The sequence below is a fragment of the Marinifilum sp. D737 genome (assembly GCF_026672275.1).
In the GTDB taxonomy this organism is placed as follows: domain Bacteria; phylum Bacteroidota; class Bacteroidia; order Bacteroidales; family Marinifilaceae; genus Marinifilum.
In genome coordinates this window covers 26,969-43,112 of the sequence record NZ_JANQCD010000009.1, presented here as the reverse complement: position 1 = coordinate 43,112, position 16,144 = coordinate 26,969, and the positions used below count along the sequence as shown (strand labels likewise).

The window sequence follows — 16,144 nt, the reverse complement described above, 5'->3', positions numbered from 1 at the left end:
AATTTACAACGAATAGCTTAAAATTAAGATTCGTTAATCAGTAAAAAAATACATTTCTAAATGATAGATTATCCAAAAGTATACCTGAGAAAAGGAAAGGAACATTCTGTAAAACGATTCCATCCGTGGATTTTTTCAGGAGCGGTAAGTAAAGTAGATGAAGGCTTACAAGAAGGCGATTTGGTCTCAGTTTATAACGATCAAAATGAATTTTTAGCCATTGGACACATTTCAATTGGTTCAATTGTAGTTCGTATTCTAAGCTTTGAAGAGAGAGAAATTAACCTGAACTTTTGGGTAGAGAAAATTCGTTCTGCTTGTCAAATGAGAAAGGCCGTGGATCTTTATGGTCGAGAAGACAATAATGTATTTAGGTTGGTTCATGGAGAAGGAGATGGATTGCCAGGTTTGATTATTGATTTTTATGCCGGAACAGCAGTGATTCAATGTCATTCGGTTGGAATGTATTTACACCGCGGAGAAATTACTGAAGCATTACAAACTGTATTTGGTGATGATTTGGTGGCTGTTTTCGATAAGTCAGAAGGAACCATTCCTTTTAAATCGGGAATTGAGCCTAAGAATGGATACTTGTTTGGTGAAACAGAATCGTTTACTGCATTGGAGAATGGATTGAAATTTAATGTGGACTGGTTAAAAGGACAAAAAACAGGATTCTTTATCGATCAACGTGAGAACAGAAACTTATTGGAACAATATTCAAAAGGAAGATCGGTACTGAATATGTTCTGCTACACAGGTGGATTTTCGTTTTATGCCATGCGAGGTGGTGCAGAATTGGTTCATTCGGTTGACAGTTCTTCTCGCGCAATTGATATCACAAAAGAAAATGTTGAGCTAAACTTTCCAGGCGATAAGCGCCACGAAGCATTTGCCGAAGATGCATTTAAATTTTTAGATCAATCATCTCAAAAATATGATTTAATTGTACTTGACCCACCTGCATTTGCGAAACACAAGAAGGTTTTAGATAATGCTTTGAAAGGATACAAGCGATTAAATAAAAAAGGATTCGAACAGATTAAGCCTGGAGGAATTCTATTTACATTCTCTTGTTCGCAGGCGGTTAGCAAAGAGGATTTTAGAAAAGCAGTGTTTGTGGCTGCGGCTAATGCTGGAAGAACCGTTCGTGTGTTACATCAATTGACACAGCCAGCCGATCATCCTGTGAATATTTACCATCCTGAAGGGGAATACCTGAAAGGTTTGGTTTTGTATGTTGAATAGACATTTTTTTGTATCTTCAATATGGCTTATAAAAGAGAGCAAAACTCTCTTGGTATTAATTACTAAATCGAAACTAGTTGAAATTTTCCGAATTTGATTTTTCTCCTGAAATAATGGAAGGACTGGAAGCCATGGGCTTCGAAACACCTTCTCCGGTTCAGGAGTTATCTATCCCCAAGATTATAGAAAAAAAAGATATGATTGTTTGTGCCCAAACGGGTACAGGTAAAACGGCAGCATATCTTCTTCCGGTAATGGACCAAATTCAAAAGAATCAAATTGAGGGCTTTAGTACCTTGATATTGGTTCCAACACGCGAGTTGGCCATGCAAATCGATCAGCAAATGGAAGGATTTGGATACTTTGTTTCCATTACTTCATTGTCTGTTTATGGAGGAGGTGATTCATCGGTATGGGATCAGCAGAAAAAGGGCTTGATGGAAGGTGCAGATGTAGTAATTGCTACTCCTGGTAGAATGATTTCGCACCTGAATTTAGGTTATGTAGATACTTCGAAGTTGAAGCATTTGATTTTGGATGAGGCCGACAGAATGTTGGATATGGGTTTCTTTGATGATTTGATGCAGATTGTTAGTTTTCTTCCGAAAGAGAGACAAAATCTAATGTTTTCGGCTACAATGCCTCCAAAAATCAGGGAACTGGCAGAGGAGATTTTGGTGGAACCGGAAAGTATCAATATTGCAATTTCGAAACCGGCTGAGGGAGTTTTACAAGCTGCCTACATGCTATACGAAAATCAGAAAATTCCTTTGATCAACCATTTGTTGGAAGGAAAAGATCTGAAAAGTGTAATTATTTTCTCATCCACGAAAGTGAATGTAAAAGCCATTACAAAAGATCTGAAAAAGCACAAGTTTAAAGCAGCCGGGATACAATCCGATTTGGAGCAGAGTGAGCGAGAAGAAGTGTTGCGCGAATTCAAAAATAGAAAACATCAAATATTGGTTGCTACAGATATTATTGCCAGGGGAATTGATATTGATTCAATCGATTTGGTAATCAACTTTGATGTTCCGAACGATGCTGAGGATTACGTGCACAGAGTGGGACGTACGGCACGTGCAGAATCGGAAGGAGTTGCCTTAACTTTTATTACAGAAAAGGATCAGAACGACTTTAAGAAAATCGAAGATCTAATTGAGTCGGATGTATTCAAGATTCCGGTTCCTGCTGAATTGGGAGAAGCACCAGAGTACAATCCCAGAACCAAACCCAAGTCAAACGGCAAGCGCAAGTTTTTTAAACGAAAAAAGACAAATAGAACAAACAATAAAAAATAATAACCCTAACCAAAGAAAAATGACCCAAGCTGAATCTTACGACATGATTGTGATCGGCGCCGGAATAAGTGGATTAAGCCTCGCAAATCATATTGCCCGATCGGGAAAAAAAGTGCTAGTTGTTGATGCTGCCAATAAGGTAGGCGGATGTTTAAATACTTATTACAAAGATGATTTCTGGGTTGAAATGGGAGCACATACTTTTTATGCGACCTATGCCAATTTAATTGATTTGATTCAGAAAAATGAGTTGGAACAAGACATTGTGGCTCGCGAGAAGGTTGGCATGAAAGTGTTTACCGATAAGCACGAGAAAATCATGTCGGGGGTAAATAAGTTCGAGTTAATACGATCGGTTCCCAATTTGTTTTTCTCGAAACGAGATGGAAAAACCGTTAAAGAATACTTTGGTAAAATTGTAGGTCGAAAGAACTACAACAATGTTTTTACCCGCATGTTTAGTGCGGTAATTGTGCAGAATGCCGATCATTTTTCTGCTGAATATTTTCTAAAACGACGCAAAACCAAAAGTAAGGAACACCCTAAGAGTTTTATTCTTAAAAAAGGGATGTCGAGCTTTATGGAAGCTCTTGCTGCACATGAGAATATCAAGATTCAGCTCAATACAAAAATTAATCAGCTTACTAAAAATCAGGAAGGTTTTGAAGTGAAATCAGAAGCAGGTGATGTATTTGCATCCAAAGACATTGCACTGGCTGTTTCTCCTAAACTTGCTTCGGAACTAAGTAAAGATTTGAACTCTGATTTATCGTCTGTTTTGGCAGATTATCCAATTCAAAATATTGAGTCGAGAACGGTTGTTCTGCCGAAAGAAAAGTTGAATTTCGATCCTGTAAGCTTTATAATTCCATTGCAAGGCCCTTGCTTTTCAATGGTTACACGTGATGTAATGACTCATGATAATATGAGAGGCTTCGCATTTCACTTTGAAGAAAATCATATTGGCAAAGAGGAACAGGAAAAATTTATGACTGAATTGCTATGCCTTGATTCTTTGGATGCCGAAACCGTAGAGGCAAAACACAAATTACCACTAATCAAGGTTGGTCATACCGAAAGAATGGCAAAGATCAAGCACTTGGCCGAAGAAACGGGAATTTACATCACCGGCAACTACTTTAACGGCCTTTCTCTAGAGGATTGCGTTGAGCGATCGAAGCAGGAATTTGAGCGTTATGTTGGGAATTATAAATGAGTGTATCTAAATTTCTCAAGAATTACGAATTACGATTATTCTTGAGAAATTTAGATACACTCATTTATAATTTGGATACCAAAAGTGATGAGGCTTGAGACTCTCACTTCAAGTGAGATTCTCAATTGTAATTAGAACTCAAGTCTTCATAAAACCAATACGAAAATATTGGTAATTCGAACTAAAGTTGGAATACCAAAATATCAGATTGAAGGATGAAAAAATACATAGATCAAATATCGAAAAGCTTGCAATTGCAGGCTTTTCAGGTTGAAAATACCATGCAATTGCTTGGCGAGGGAGCCACATTGCCATTTATTGCTCGTTATCGTAAAGAGATGACAGGCAGCCTGGACGAAGTTCAGATTGCCAATGTAAAAGAGGAACTGGCTCGATTAACAGAGCTTGACAAGAGAAGAGATAGTATTATTGACGCCATTGATAAACAAGAGAAACTGACTGACGAACTTCGTGCCAGAATTGAGGCTTGTACGGAACTGAATCAGTTGGAAGACTTGTATTTGCCATACAAACAAAAGCGAAAAACAAGGGCAGTAAAAGCCAAGGAAAAAGGATTGGAACCTTTGGCTAAGATCCTGATGAAACAGCTTGAGCGCGATGTAGAATCCAGAGCAAGTCAGTTTGTAAATGATGAGGTTGCCAATGAGGAGGAAGCATTACAAGGTGCACGTGATATTATTGCAGAATGGGTAAACGAGAATGAAATTTCCCGTAACTCGGTTCGTGGCATTTTCCAACGTCAGGCGCTTATTCGCTCTAAGGTAGTTAAAGGCAAAGAGGAAGAGGGAGAGAAGTTCAAAGATTATTTCCAGTCGGAAGAGCCATTGAAAAGATGTGCATCGCATAGAATGTTGGCATTGAGAAGAGGAGAGGCAGAAGGCGTTTTACGCCTGGAAATTGCGCCCAATGAAGATGACGTATTGGACAGATTGAACAGAATCTTTGTAAAAGGAAATACCGAAGCTTCCGATCATGTTGAGGTGGCAGTAAAGGATGCTTATAAAAGATTATTGGGCTCTTCGATTGAAACGGAGTTTGCCAAATCATCGAAAGAGGAAGCCGACAAAGAGGCCATTCGTGTGTTCTCCGAAAACTTGCGCCAATTGCTGCTGGCATCGCCGCTTGGGCAGAAGCGTGTTTTGGCAATCGATCCGGGTTACAGAACAGGTTGTAAGGTAGTTTGCCTGGATGCACAGGGTAACCTAATGCACAATGAAACCATTTACCCGCATGCACCCCAAAATCAGGGAAAAATGGCAGCCAAAAAGCTGACCAATATGGTGGAAACCTACAACATACAAGCCATAGCCATTGGGAATGGAACAGCAAGTCGAGAAACAGAGAGATTCGTAACCAACCTTCATTACGACAGAAAAGTACAAGTTTTTGTGGTGAGCGAAGCAGGAGCATCAATCTATTCAGCATCGAAAGTGGCACGTGAGGAATTCCCTGAGTATGATGTTACGGTTCGTGGAGCGGTATCCATTGGCCGACGCTTGATGGACCCTTTGGCAGAATTGGTAAAAATCGATGCCAAATCGATTGGAGTAGGACAGTACCAGCACGATGTGGATCAAAACTTATTGAAACAGAGTTTGGATCAGGTGGTGGAATCATGTGTGAACAAGGTAGGTGTGAATTTGAACACAGCCAGTAAGCACTTGTTGACTTATGTATCGGGTTTGGGACCACAGTTGGCTCAGAATATTGTAGATTACCGTGCCGAGAACGGAGCTTTTTCATCCCGTAAGGAGATCACGAAAGTGAAACGAATGGGTGCGAAGGCATTCGAGCAATGTGCCGGTTTCCTGCGAATTCCAAATTCCGAAAATCCATTGGACAATTCGGCAGTTCACCCGGAATCTTATGGCATTGTAAAACAAATGGCTAAGGATGTGAATTGTTCTGTTGCCGATTTGATTGCCGACAAAAATCTGCACAAGCAAATCGATTTGAACAAATATGTGAGCAATGAAGTAGGATTGCCAACCTTAAAGGACATTATGGAAGAGCTTGAAAAGCCTGGACGCGATCCGCGAACTGCCATTAAAGTCTTCCAGTTTAAAGAGGGAATTTATAAAATAGAACAGCTTGAAGTTGGAATGGAGATGCCAGGTATTGTTACCAATATCACCAACTTTGGTGCCTTTGTTGATGTGGGTGTGAAGCAGGACGGTTTGGTGCACATTTCGCAATTGGCCAATCGATTTGTATCCGATCCGGCCGATGTGGTTCAATTGCATCAGCATGTAAATGTAAAGGTAATTGAGGTTGATGTGGCCAGAAAACGCATCCAACTATCGATGAAAGATTGTGAGCAGTAAATAAGGAAGGCTTGTAAAGGTGGGTTTTTACTCCTGCAACCTGCAGCATCGATTGCAAGCCCCTTGTAAAGCTTCCTGCAATCTGCAGCAACATTTACAAACTTGTTTATAAGTGTGTTGTAGTGGAAGTGTTGTGGTCTATTTATTTCCTCTGGCTAAGTCTTGTAAAAAGTGGAATTGGAGATTGGTTGTAACACTTGTATTTATTCGTTATAAAGCCAAATGGTGAAATCTTATATCTAGCTTAGTAATAAAACTTGTCAAGAATTTGCTTTTTCCAAAAACAAACATGTTTGTATAGCTCTAAATGATAGTTGATTGGTATGCTTCTGTTCTTAAAAATAATTACAGAAAAATAGTCATTGACTTTGGCCGAGAGCAATGCCATTGTATCGTTTTCTGCGTAAAATGATATGGTAAGAGCAAAAATACGGGTTGAAGTTTTTTTTGTTAATAGTTTAACACTGTGACTATTAACTTTGACCTTATTTGTAAAATCAAAATCCAGAGAGTCAGAAAAAGTGAGAATGATATACTTTGCGATATATTTATTCATTGCTAAGTTAGAGTTAGTGTTCGACTTATTATCTTTCTGAGTGTATGATAAATCATTTGTGCTTTGATTTATTTAATATAGATTTTGCTGCTTGTGGACTTAGAATTTAAAAATTCAATTAAGGCTTATTATAATTTCACTATTGTTCGAAGCATTAATTGTTTTTATTATTTAGGGAAAAGCTCATCTATTTTTTTTCCGGTTATTTTAGCAATTTCCTTTTTTTCAAGATAGTTGAAGCTATTGCTGCGTAGCTTCAAGTAGAATGTGGATATGGCTATACCTATTTCCTTACAAATTTCATCTCTCAGTTCGGTTTGTGGATTCAAATCAGCTAGCTGATTGTAGTATGTCCGGAAATTCATGTTTTTCTTTTTTTTCATTTTGTTTTGATTAAATAGAATTGATTTGTAGATTTTGTAATACGATTGTAATAATAATAATAAAATATGTAATAAATATCGGATAAAAAATCTGATAATTCAAACATTTAATATGCTAATTTATTTTCTATGGACTATAATAAAGTATGGAGCCTGATTAATAAGGAAAACTTGAGTAAAAGAGCTGCAGCTAAAATTGTAAATATGACTCCTGGAGGATTTAATCCTATGATGGAAAATGAAACAATGTCGGTGAAAACTTTAGAATTATTAGCTGGACACTTTAAAAAACCAGTGAGTTACTTTTTCGAAGAGGAAATTGTAAGCTTGAACGAGTCAGATCCATGTTATACTTGTAGAAAATGTGCTGAAAAAGACGGAATGATTAAACTGCTTGAAAAACAAGCACTAGAAAAAGAAAAATTAATAATTCAGCTATACAAAGAAATAGGTTCAATAGAAAAGCAACTACCCAAAAGTGACTTGGATGAAGATTAAATTTTTACTTTTGTTTTTTCAGTAATAAAAATATAGCATATGGATTTTAACGATCAGGATGTAATTATAGAATGCCCGACTTGTAAAAAGGAAATGATTGTAAAGATTTTAGAGATTACCAATCATCATACGGTAAGTTGTCCGGAATGTGGAGCTAAGGTTGATTTATCGGCAAACGATCCTTCGGCAAAGTTGGGAATTCCTAAAAACTATAAGCCTTTTGAAGGATTGGATGAATACCTGAAAGAAGTAGAGGCGAAAAGAAAGAAATAGTCAAATAAAAAGAGCAGCAATTTTGCTGCTCTTTCTTTATCTTAAGGTCATTTCGTAAACAGATTATTACACTGATAAATTGCTTTAACCAGATGTTAAGGTTCAGGCCATTGGCTTTTAGCATTTGGCCATTGGTTTTTAAAAAAGTCAATTCAGCGATTTAAAATCTAAAAGCAAATTGCTAACAGCTTGTTTGATATGAAATTTCACTTTCAAATTTTGTAAGCTTAAATGATCCTGTTAAAATTGAATTCACCTTATATTATCTTCTGCTAACATCTCCACCGCTGGAGCTGCTCACATTTACTTTTGCAGGTTCTCCATAGTAATTTACATCACCACCAGAACTTGCCGATGCTTCGATGGATTCAATTGCATAAACCGATACGTCGCCACCACTTGAGGCTTTTGCCTTGCAAATTTTAGCTTTTAAATCAGCTGCTCTTAAATCGCTACCACTGCTTGCTTTTCCGTAGAAAGAATTCGCTGTACCCGAAAGATTAGCATCGGCACCAGAACTTACCGAGCAGGTAAGATTTATTGCCTTAAGTTCAAGTTCAGCATCGGCACCAGAGCTAACCGAAATATCAAGATCTTCAAACTTTAGTGGGTGACTTGATTCAAGATCGGAACCGCTCGAAACGCTAATTTCATTCACCTTCACAAAGGTTACATAAACATTAAGCTTCTTGGCTCTACGAATTGGATCTTCCGTTTTAATAACCAGCTTATCACCTTTTATGCGGGTAACAATCAAATCAAGAAGGTTTTCATCCGCTTCAACAGTTACCGATTCTTTATCACCTTGTCGTAGGTAAACATCGATACCACTACTAGACGAAATTGCGCTAAAAGAACCAATTTCTCTATCTTGTTTTTTTACAATTCCATTGCCTTTTGTTCCCCAGAATTGAGCGTTTACGGTCGACGAAAATACCATAGTTAACGCAATTAGTGTAAGGGACATTTTTTTCAATAATTTTTTCATGCGTATAAGATTTTAATGAAATAGTTTAATTCCAGGTTTCTAATCATATTATACCAATTACCAATCAAAACGAGCGATAAAAATATAACTCTGTGATTGTGTATCGGCATTAACAATTGTAATAAGCAAAATGTTCTACCAATCATTTTGTAATACAATTTGTATTATATGACGCCAAGTGTAGGCTTCAAGTTACAGGTGAATTGAATAAAATGATTTGCTGTAGAAGCTTCAGGTCTATAAATGATCTGAAGTAAAGACGATAAGCTTAAGTTTACAGTTGCATGAAAATTTTTCTGAATTAAAATAAATTCAGGAAAGGCTGTGCTAATAATTTTCTCACACGGCTTTTTATTGATTTCTTGTCCGTCCTCCTGGAGGTTCTTTTTCCTGGTACTTTTGTATGATTTCCCAATATGATAACAGCTGGTGAAGCAGGTAAATCTGATGGATCAATTTTACTAAAGAACTTTGTGTTTCCACTTAAAATATCACTATCGGTATAACTTACTTTCGAAATCACATTGATATTGGTTTCTTTCGAAAGCTTTTGGTTGAGCTCAAAGGCCATCTCGCTTAAGCGTTCCAATCCCATGTAAATCACAACCGTATCGTTATTTTCTATTTCCTTAACAATACCATCTAAATCGCTTTTCTTTCCTCCAACTTTAATGGCCGAATGAAAGTGAATGCCTGATGATTTTCCTCTTTCGGTAAGTGGAACCCAAAATTCATTTGCAGCAGCCATGCCTGCACTAATTCCTGGTATCAATTCATACTCTACATCCGATTCCAATAAAAACCTGATTTCTTCTACACCCCGGCCATAAACCATCGGATCGCCTGACTTTAGTCTTACAACCTGATAAGCCAAACTGTAATACATCATCATTTGATTGTGGATGTTTTGCTGTCTTTCCATAGGGTTTATTCCATCGCCCGAACGTTTCCCAACCTCAATAACAATCGATTTTTCAGGAAACAGACTGCGAACATCATCCGTAATTAGGGCATCGGTAAGGATTACATCTGCCGATTCCAAAGCTCTTAAAGCTCGTATGGTAAGAAGATCGGAGGCGCCGGGTCCGGCACCTACAATCCAAATTTTTCCTTGACTCATTGCACAAAGTTTAGTGTTTAAAATCTTTAGGATTTACGATTTTCTTTACGTATTGCTTTCTGATAACAAAATCCCCAAAAGCTTCTCCTTCCGTTCTGTTTTGCGAATAATCTTGCAGTATGGGGCGAAGCTCTTGAAGAATTTCCTCTTCGTTTACATTTTCGCGATACAGATTATTTAGTCTTGTTCCCTTAAAGTTTCCTCCCAGGTAAAGATTATACCTGCCCGGACCCTTTCCAATAAATCCTATTTCTGCTACATAAGGTCTTCCACAGCCATTTGCACAACCAGTCATTCGAATTACAATTTCATCTTTAAATAAGCCAAAATCGCTTAAGCTACTTTCAATTTTATCGATTAAACCCGGCAAATACCTTTCGGCCTCGGCAAAAGCCAAACTACATGTGTTCAAAGCTACACAGGCAATGGAATTCGATCTTGTTCCCGATATTGTACTCGGAAGTGAATCGTACTTTTTCAGGATTTCATTGATTTTGTTCTTGTCTTCGGCCTTTATTTTTCCAAGAATCAGATTCTGATTCCCTGAAAGACGAAAATCTGAAATATTCAAGTCAGCAATTTCCCGCAAAGCAGTTTTTGTCTTTATACTTTCAACATCTTTCACTCTACCACCTTCAATAAATAATCCAAGGTACCAGTCGCCATTCACACTTTGATGCCATCCAAACTTATCGCCGTTTCTGATTAAGGCATATTCTCGTGCAGCTTCCAGTTTGTAAGCTAACTTTTCGTGCAGCAGTTCCTTAAATTTATCTATGCCCAATCGGTCGATGGTATATTTTAAACGTGCATTTTTTCTGATTTTTCGGTTCCCCTGTTCTTTCTGAACCAGCACAATTTTTTCGGCAATATCTACCGTATTTTCCGCTTTTACAAAGCCCAATACAGTTCCCAGTCGGGGATAGGTTTCAGCATCGCCAAAAGTAGTTCCCATTCCACCGCCTGCAACAACATTAAAACCTTCCAGTACACCATTGTTTTCTATGGCTATAAAGCCGATATCCTGAGTAAATACATCGGTATCGTTAAAAGGAGGAATGGTAAAACCAATCTTGAATTTACGCGGCAAATAAACCGGACCATACAAAGGTTCAACTTCTCCTTGCGATCCTTCGGCTACCTTTTTCTGATCCAACCAAATTTCGTAATAGGCAGGCGTACGCGGTGTAAGATGATCGCTTACTTTGCTGGCATAATCCTGAACCTGATCGAATACATTGGAACCATAGGGATGAGGACTGGCCATTACATTTCGGTTTACATCACCACAGGCCGCAATGGTATCAAGCAATGCCTTGTTTATAGATTGAATACTTGGTTTCAGATTACCCTTTAAAACGCCATGAAATTGAAAGGCTTGACGGGTAGTGAGCTTTAGCGTACCGTTGGCGTATTCATCTGCAATTTGATCCATCTGCAACCACTGATCCGCATTCACCAATCCACCAGGTACTCTTACCCTGATAAGAAAAGAGTAGTCGGGTTCCAGTTTTGTCTTTTTTCGTTCCCTTTCGGTATCTCTGTCGAACTGCTGGTAAATGCCATGAAACTTCGATACTTGTCTGTCGTCAATTGCGATTGCTCCTGTAATGGGATCGGCAAGACTTTCAGCCAATGTTCCTCGCAAATAATTGCTATCGGTTTTAATTTTTTCAACTTCGGACAAGTCTGCCCAATTTATATTTTGATCTGACATGATTTTTGATTTATGAGTTATGAATTAGGATTTATGAATTGAAATTTGTGAGGGCATGGAAGTAGCCTTTTATTGTATACCAAAGAACTTGTTCGATCTGCAAAGAAACGGTATTCGAAAGCTTTCAGAATAGGGTTGTTCTTGATAATTTAGTGGCTTATTATTCACCTTGTATATTAAAGCTTACGCCTAAAATAATTCATAATTCCTAACTTATAATTATTAATAAACATCAAGAAGTAAACGTCTCTCTTTCTTTAATTTTTTCAGATATTCTTCTGCTTTTTCGGCTGTTACGCCACCTTCGCTGGTAATGATTTCTTTTAAGCTTTCCTGCACATCTTTTGCCATGTAGTTTTTATCACCACAGATGTAAAAATGAGCGCCGTTTTCTAACCATTGAAACACCTCAGATGCTTTTTGTTTGAGTTTATGCTGTACATACTCTTTCTCATTCTGATCGCGAGAAAAGGCAACATCCAATTTGTTTAGAACTCCCTTTTGCAAATATTTCTGCCATTCTACCTGGTACAAAAAATCTTCTTTAAAACGCTGGTTTCCAAAAAATAGCCAGCTATTGGTTTGCTTGTTGTTTTGTTCAATTTCCTGTAGGAAACTTCTGTATGGCGCTACTCCGGTACCTGCTCCAATCATTATCAAAGGCTTATTGGTTTCTTTTGGCAATCGAAAAGCTTCATTCTTCTCTATAAAAACAGGGATGTGATCGCCTACATTTATTTGATCTGAAATGTAAGTGGAACATGCACCATTTCGATCTCTTTTCTTGTGTTTGTATCTAAGAGAAGCAACTGTGATATGAACCTCTTCGGGATTTTGAGTCGGACCGGAAGAGATAGAGTAGAGGCGAGCATACAACACTCTTAGAATTCCAATAAATTCATCGGCCTTAATTTCTCCGGGGAAATCTTCCAGTAAGTCAATCGTATCAGCTCCATAAAGATATTGATCCAGAGCTTCTTCATTTTCCAGCAAGGTAGCGAGCTCTTTATTTTTTACGATCTCGTTGTACTTCTCAAGAACCTCACGATTTAAAACTGTTATTTCAAGCTTGTGCTGCAATGCTCTAAACAAACTTACCTCCTTACCTCCAATTCGAACGATCCGTTCAGGGTCTTCTGCAAAATGATTGATGATCAAATCAACCAAATCGACAGGATTATTTGGGAGAACTCCTATGCTGTCGCCAGCCTGATATTCTATACCTGAATCTTCCAGCGATATTTCAACATGGTAAATCTCTTTTTCTGATTGTTCAGTTGTAATTCGAACTTTTTCAAGAACCTCGGCATAGAACGGATTGCTTCGGTTGAATTTCTTCTTTTTGACAGTAGTATTTTCAACGGAAACAGTTGAGTTTGCTGCTGGCTGAATTTTTTGAAGTTCACTTGCAACAGAATCAATCCAACTGTTGGCTATTTCTTCATATGCAACATCTGCTTTATGAATGGGAACGATTTCTTCGCCTCCTAACTTTTTGAATGCTTCATTAAAATCAACTCCGGTTTGGCAAAATTTCTTGTATGATTTATCGCCTAAAGCCAGTACCGAGAACTTTGTTCCTTCAAGTTTCGGAGCTCTCTTACCCAAAACATATTCATGAAAATCTTCTGCCTGAATAGGAGGTTCGCCTTCACCATGAGTACTTACAGTCAGAAACAGGTACTGTTCTTTCTTCAAATCAGTTTTCTTGTATTCATCCAAAGCCTTAAGCGAAGGTGAAAAGCCTAGGGAGTTAAGTCTATCGTATAAGTCAAGAGCAATTTCTTTGCTGTGTCCGGTATGTGTACCATACAAAATGGCAATTTTTTCTGATGCTTTTGGTGTTGCCCTTGCAAGTTTGTTTGTACTGCTTGTGTTGCCATTAATCAAGCCTGAAATGTATCCGTTCAACCAAACCAACTGTTCTTTGTTTAGTTCTTTTACCAGCTCATTAATTTGGCTAAGCTGTTCGCTATTTATTTGATATTGATTTGTCATGATCTAGTTTGCAATTAAGAGTTTTTGAAGTCTGTAGTTTTCGAAATAGTCCTTTAATTGATTTCTGATTTTGATGGATTTAAATACATCCTCACCATTAGAACTTACAGCAATACTGATATTATCTTGTTTATAGATTGCCGGAGAAACAAATTCACAAAAATCAGGCTGGTCGTGAACATTTAGCAGCACATTGGCTTCTCTACAATCACGAATTAGTTGTCGCACAAAGGCAGGATCCTCAACACAGCTGTAAATCAAATAGTAATTTTTCAGAATCTCTTTATCGTACTGTTGTTCGTGATATTTGATTCCTGTATTCTTAATCCAGCTAATGATATTTGGAGCCAGAACTTCTACCAAATCAGTACTTCGCTGTAAAATCTTTAATTTCTTATAGGCATCTTCGCCACCACCAATAATTAGTATTTTCTTATTGGTAATATCTATTGCTATGGGTAAAAATTGTTTCTTCGACATGATAATTTGTTTTTAAATGTGATAATCAACCGGGTGTTTATCTTCCTTTCCAAACTTTATTTTGTTCCAGGTTCTTTCGTGTAGAAAGTAGAGTCCCATTTTCGTGAATAATTCAACACCACCAATCGACATTGCCCAAGTGATATCTCCAATCACCAACCACGAAATCAGCACCGTGTCAATTGTCCCAATGGTTCTCCACGAAATGGTTTTTGCAATGCTTCTGTAAGTTTTTTCTTTCATTTCATTCAGCTTACTCATAAAAAAAAGAGCCTTTCTGGTTCGCAGAAAGGCTCGGTATGCTAGTTCACTTATATGCATAACGAATTCTGCTAGGGAGGATACCATAACATACACATACAACAACACATCATTTGATGTGAGATTTGATTGATATGTGATTTTTCGTTTTGCATTTGTGTTACAATTGATGAATAAATTTTCTGTTTTGATTACATGTAAATCCATAAAAAAAGCCTTTCTGCTATTGCAAAAAGGCTTGTGCTGTTATTTCTGTCCTACTATAAATTTAAACAACTCCTTCTTGCAGTTCAATACAATCCATACACATACAACAACAAGCTGTACCTGCAAAAGGAGAAGTGATTGTATTTCCAAGAATGTTATTCATTGTTTTGTTTAAATAGGATAATTCGATCTTTATTTCGGCTACAATTTTAGGAATTCATTTTGAATATTACAAACAGTTGATCTAAAAATATTTTCGGTATGGAATGCATCCACTGTTTTGAAATCGTTTTCGTTTACTTTGACTGAAAGCAAAAATAAATAAGCAATTGCGTTACAAATACTAACCTTACAGAGAGTCAATCGAAGGTGAAAAATGTAACATTACGCAATGATAATTTTTTGTTGGAAAAAAAATAAAGAATTTAATAAAGAAGACTTTACAATTATTTTTCATCTCTTAAGTTGAATTAAACTAAAATTGACAGAGTATAATTTTTTAAATAATGACAAAGAAAAATAGAATTGTAAGTTTTAAGAAATTGGATTCGGAATTAAAGAATTTGGTTCAGAATTTTTATCCTTACGGATTTGAAGATGATATAAATTTTTATCGATTGGGTCCAGATAAGAGCTTTTATGCTTTTCCCATAAGTACTGAAGAGTACAATATCCTGGTAAAAGTAGATGTTGACAGTGATTTTGGCCAGGAAATAGAGGAAGAGGAAAGTGGTCAAGAGTCTGATTTGTAAGAAGCCATTACACGAGTTTTAAAAATTAATGAGTGTTCGCTTCATTTTTGTTGCTTGGAATTCAATCTCTTCCTATATTTACAGCACATTTAATAATTAAATACTATGCTACCAAAGTTTTTATTAGCAGACAATTCGCAGGAGTTACCAGATACTCTATTCATCGTTCACACACGTTCGCCTAAATGCATTATCGAATGTGATGTAGAAGATTTTAATTCAAACCAGACCATTTACTGGATGGATAAAACACCGGAAGATCAGAATTTGATCGAAGATTTGTTGGATGAGGCTGAAACCTTTTACAATGATGAGTTAGAAAACCAAGAGGATCTTTACGACGAAGAATTTGACGATTAAGTAAGAATATAATGAGTAAAAAACTACAGCGATCATCCAATAAAATGATTGCAGGTGTTTGTGCGGGTATTGCTGAATACCTGGGCTTAGACATAACACTTGTAAGAATTCTTTATGTGCTAGTTTCTATTTTTAGTGCAGGATTTCCAGGATTATTAATCTATGTTATACTTTGGTTTGTAATGCCGGATTATTACGAAGTGTTGTAAAGATTTTTTACTATAAAATATAATAATCGAACTCAGGTTAATGGGAAAGCAATGGCTTTCCTTTTTTTATACCCCAGCATTTCCGCAGTTTATGTTTTGTGTTAAAAAACAGCGAAAAATTCTTTAAAAAGACCACATTTGTCATGATTTCGAATATTCTAATCTTCTATTTTTGCTGCGATTTTTAGAGATGGATAAATCATGTGCCTAATCGGGTTGATAAATAGCTGTT

The 16,144-nt window shown here is 37.0% G+C and carries 17 protein-coding genes; 9 read left to right on the top strand and 8 right to left on the bottom strand.

Annotated features, from left to right (window positions below; translation table 11 throughout):
• Window positions 1-60: 60 nt before the first annotated feature.
• From NQ163_RS07555 to NQ163_RS07540, 4 genes are all read left to right on the top strand, one after another.
• Window positions 61-1,248 carry a class I SAM-dependent rRNA methyltransferase gene (locus tag NQ163_RS07555; protein ID WP_268189695.1) on the top strand — a complete coding sequence of 396 codons (1,188 nt, stop codon included), beginning with the start codon at window positions 61-63 and terminating at the stop codon, window positions 1,246-1,248.
• 77 nt (window positions 1,249-1,325) lie between these two features.
• Entirely contained in the window at window positions 1,326-2,549 is a 1,224-nt protein-coding gene (locus NQ163_RS07550; RefSeq protein WP_268189693.1) for a DEAD/DEAH box helicase, read from the top strand.
• Window positions 2,550-2,568: 19 nt separating this feature from the next.
• Window positions 2,569-3,765 carry a protoporphyrinogen/coproporphyrinogen oxidase gene (locus tag NQ163_RS07545; RefSeq protein WP_268189692.1) on the top strand — a complete coding sequence of 399 codons (1,197 nt, stop codon included), beginning with the start codon at window positions 2,569-2,571 and terminating at the stop codon, window positions 3,763-3,765.
• A 215-nt stretch (window positions 3,766-3,980) separates the two neighbouring features.
• Window positions 3,981-6,110, top strand: a complete 2,130-nt coding sequence (locus NQ163_RS07540) for a Tex family protein (RefSeq protein WP_268189691.1) — start codon at window positions 3,981-3,983, stop codon at window positions 6,108-6,110.
• A 244-nt stretch (window positions 6,111-6,354) separates the two neighbouring features.
• Here the strand turns inward: NQ163_RS07540 and NQ163_RS07535 are convergent, their stop codons facing one another.
• Together NQ163_RS07535 and NQ163_RS07530 are read right to left on the bottom strand one after the other, a co-directional pair.
• Window positions 6,355-6,666, bottom strand: a complete 312-nt coding sequence (locus tag NQ163_RS07535) for a hypothetical protein (RefSeq protein WP_268189690.1) — start codon at window positions 6,664-6,666, stop codon at window positions 6,355-6,357.
• Between the two features lie 167 nt (window positions 6,667-6,833).
• On the bottom strand, window positions 6,834-7,049 hold the full coding sequence (locus NQ163_RS07530) for a hypothetical protein (RefSeq protein WP_268189689.1): 216 nt from the start codon (window positions 7,047-7,049) through the stop codon (window positions 6,834-6,836).
• A gap of 129 nt (window positions 7,050-7,178) precedes the next feature.
• On the opposite strand from NQ163_RS07530, the gene NQ163_RS07525 reads away from it, so the two are divergent.
• Both NQ163_RS07525 and NQ163_RS07520 read left to right on the top strand, forming a co-directional pair.
• The gene (locus NQ163_RS07525; protein ID WP_268189688.1) at window positions 7,179-7,547 is read left to right on the top strand and encodes a hypothetical protein; all 369 of its coding nucleotides are present in this window, start codon (window positions 7,179-7,181) and stop codon (window positions 7,545-7,547) included.
• Between the two features lie 39 nt (window positions 7,548-7,586).
• The gene (locus tag NQ163_RS07520; RefSeq protein ID WP_110361579.1) at window positions 7,587-7,820 is read left to right on the top strand and encodes a hypothetical protein; all 234 of its coding nucleotides are present in this window, start codon (window positions 7,587-7,589) and stop codon (window positions 7,818-7,820) included.
• A gap of 262 nt (window positions 7,821-8,082) precedes the next feature.
• Here NQ163_RS07520 and NQ163_RS07515 read toward each other — a convergent pair whose 3' ends face one another.
• The 6 genes from NQ163_RS07515 to NQ163_RS07490 form a co-directional block, all read right to left on the bottom strand.
• Complete coding sequence (locus NQ163_RS07515) at window positions 8,083-8,808, bottom strand: head GIN domain-containing protein (RefSeq protein ID WP_268189687.1); 726 nt, start codon at window positions 8,806-8,808, stop codon at window positions 8,083-8,085.
• A 301-nt stretch (window positions 8,809-9,109) separates the two neighbouring features.
• Entirely contained in the window at window positions 9,110-9,928 is an 819-nt protein-coding gene (gene cobA / locus NQ163_RS07510; protein WP_268189686.1) for a uroporphyrinogen-III C-methyltransferase, read from the bottom strand.
• Between the two features lie 10 nt (window positions 9,929-9,938).
• Window positions 9,939-11,645: an NADPH-dependent assimilatory sulfite reductase hemoprotein subunit gene (locus tag NQ163_RS07505; protein WP_268189685.1), complete on the bottom strand. Its 1,707-nt coding sequence runs from the start codon at window positions 11,643-11,645 to the stop codon at window positions 9,939-9,941.
• Between the two features lie 222 nt (window positions 11,646-11,867).
• A complete protein-coding gene (locus tag NQ163_RS07500; protein ID WP_268189684.1) occupies window positions 11,868-13,643 on the bottom strand; it encodes an assimilatory sulfite reductase (NADPH) flavoprotein subunit in 1,776 nt (591 codons plus the stop codon).
• A 3-nt stretch (window positions 13,644-13,646) separates the two neighbouring features.
• Window positions 13,647-14,123, bottom strand: a complete 477-nt coding sequence (locus tag NQ163_RS07495) for a precorrin-2 dehydrogenase/sirohydrochlorin ferrochelatase family protein (RefSeq protein ID WP_268189683.1) — start codon at window positions 14,121-14,123, stop codon at window positions 13,647-13,649.
• 12 nt (window positions 14,124-14,135) lie between these two features.
• Entirely contained in the window at window positions 14,136-14,366 is a 231-nt protein-coding gene (locus tag NQ163_RS07490; protein WP_120239759.1) for a DUF2061 domain-containing protein, read from the bottom strand.
• 731 nt (window positions 14,367-15,097) lie between these two features.
• Between NQ163_RS07490 and NQ163_RS07485 the strand changes: the two genes are divergently transcribed.
• The 3 genes from NQ163_RS07485 to NQ163_RS07475 all read left to right on the top strand — a co-directional run bounded on the left by NQ163_RS07485 (window position 15,098) and on the right by NQ163_RS07475 (window position 15,912).
• Window positions 15,098-15,343, top strand: coding sequence for a hypothetical protein (locus tag NQ163_RS07485; RefSeq protein ID WP_268189681.1), 246 nt, complete (start codon window positions 15,098-15,100; stop codon window positions 15,341-15,343).
• Between the two features lie 105 nt (window positions 15,344-15,448).
• Window positions 15,449-15,703 (top strand): hypothetical protein, encoded by a 255-nt coding sequence (locus tag NQ163_RS07480; protein WP_054714877.1) that lies wholly within the window; start codon window positions 15,449-15,451, stop codon window positions 15,701-15,703.
• Between the two features lie 11 nt (window positions 15,704-15,714).
• Window positions 15,715-15,912, top strand: coding sequence for a PspC domain-containing protein (locus NQ163_RS07475; RefSeq protein WP_268189680.1), 198 nt, complete (start codon window positions 15,715-15,717; stop codon window positions 15,910-15,912).
• Window positions 15,913-16,144: the final 232 nt, after the last annotated feature.

Bases quoted from the DNA above. Each gene is read 5' to 3' on its own strand.
- NQ163_RS07555 (WP_268189695.1), top strand. From the start codon at position 61: ATGATAGATTATCCAAAAGTATACCTGAGAAAAGGAAAGGAACATTCT.
- NQ163_RS07545 (WP_268189692.1), top strand. From the start codon at position 2,569: ATGACCCAAGCTGAATCTTACGACATGATTGTGATCGGCGCCGGAATA.
- NQ163_RS07540 (WP_268189691.1), top strand. From the start codon at position 3,981: ATGAAAAAATACATAGATCAAATATCGAAAAGCTTGCAATTGCAGGCT.
- NQ163_RS07535 (WP_268189690.1), bottom strand. From the start codon at position 6,666: ATGAATAAATATATCGCAAAGTATATCATTCTCACTTTTTCTGACTCT.
- NQ163_RS07530 (WP_268189689.1), bottom strand. From the start codon at position 7,049: ATGAAAAAAAAGAAAAACATGAATTTCCGGACATACTACAATCAGCTA.
- NQ163_RS07525 (WP_268189688.1), top strand. From the start codon at position 7,179: ATGGACTATAATAAAGTATGGAGCCTGATTAATAAGGAAAACTTGAGT.
- NQ163_RS07520 (WP_110361579.1), top strand. From the start codon at position 7,587: ATGGATTTTAACGATCAGGATGTAATTATAGAATGCCCGACTTGTAAA.
- NQ163_RS07515 (WP_268189687.1), bottom strand. From the start codon at position 8,808: ATGAAAAAATTATTGAAAAAAATGTCCCTTACACTAATTGCGTTAACT.
- cobA (WP_268189686.1), bottom strand. From the start codon at position 9,928: ATGAGTCAAGGAAAAATTTGGATTGTAGGTGCCGGACCCGGCGCCTCC.
- NQ163_RS07505 (WP_268189685.1), bottom strand. From the start codon at position 11,645: ATGTCAGATCAAAATATAAATTGGGCAGACTTGTCCGAAGTTGAAAAA.
- NQ163_RS07500 (WP_268189684.1), bottom strand. From the start codon at position 13,643: ATGACAAATCAATATCAAATAAATAGCGAACAGCTTAGCCAAATTAAT.
- NQ163_RS07495 (WP_268189683.1), bottom strand. From the start codon at position 14,123: ATGTCGAAGAAACAATTTTTACCCATAGCAATAGATATTACCAATAAG.
- NQ163_RS07490 (WP_120239759.1), bottom strand. From the start codon at position 14,366: ATGAAAGAAAAAACTTACAGAAGCATTGCAAAAACCATTTCGTGGAGA.
- NQ163_RS07485 (WP_268189681.1), top strand. From the start codon at position 15,098: ATGACAAAGAAAAATAGAATTGTAAGTTTTAAGAAATTGGATTCGGAA.
- NQ163_RS07480 (WP_054714877.1), top strand. From the start codon at position 15,449: ATGCTACCAAAGTTTTTATTAGCAGACAATTCGCAGGAGTTACCAGAT.
- NQ163_RS07475 (WP_268189680.1), top strand. From the start codon at position 15,715: ATGAGTAAAAAACTACAGCGATCATCCAATAAAATGATTGCAGGTGTT.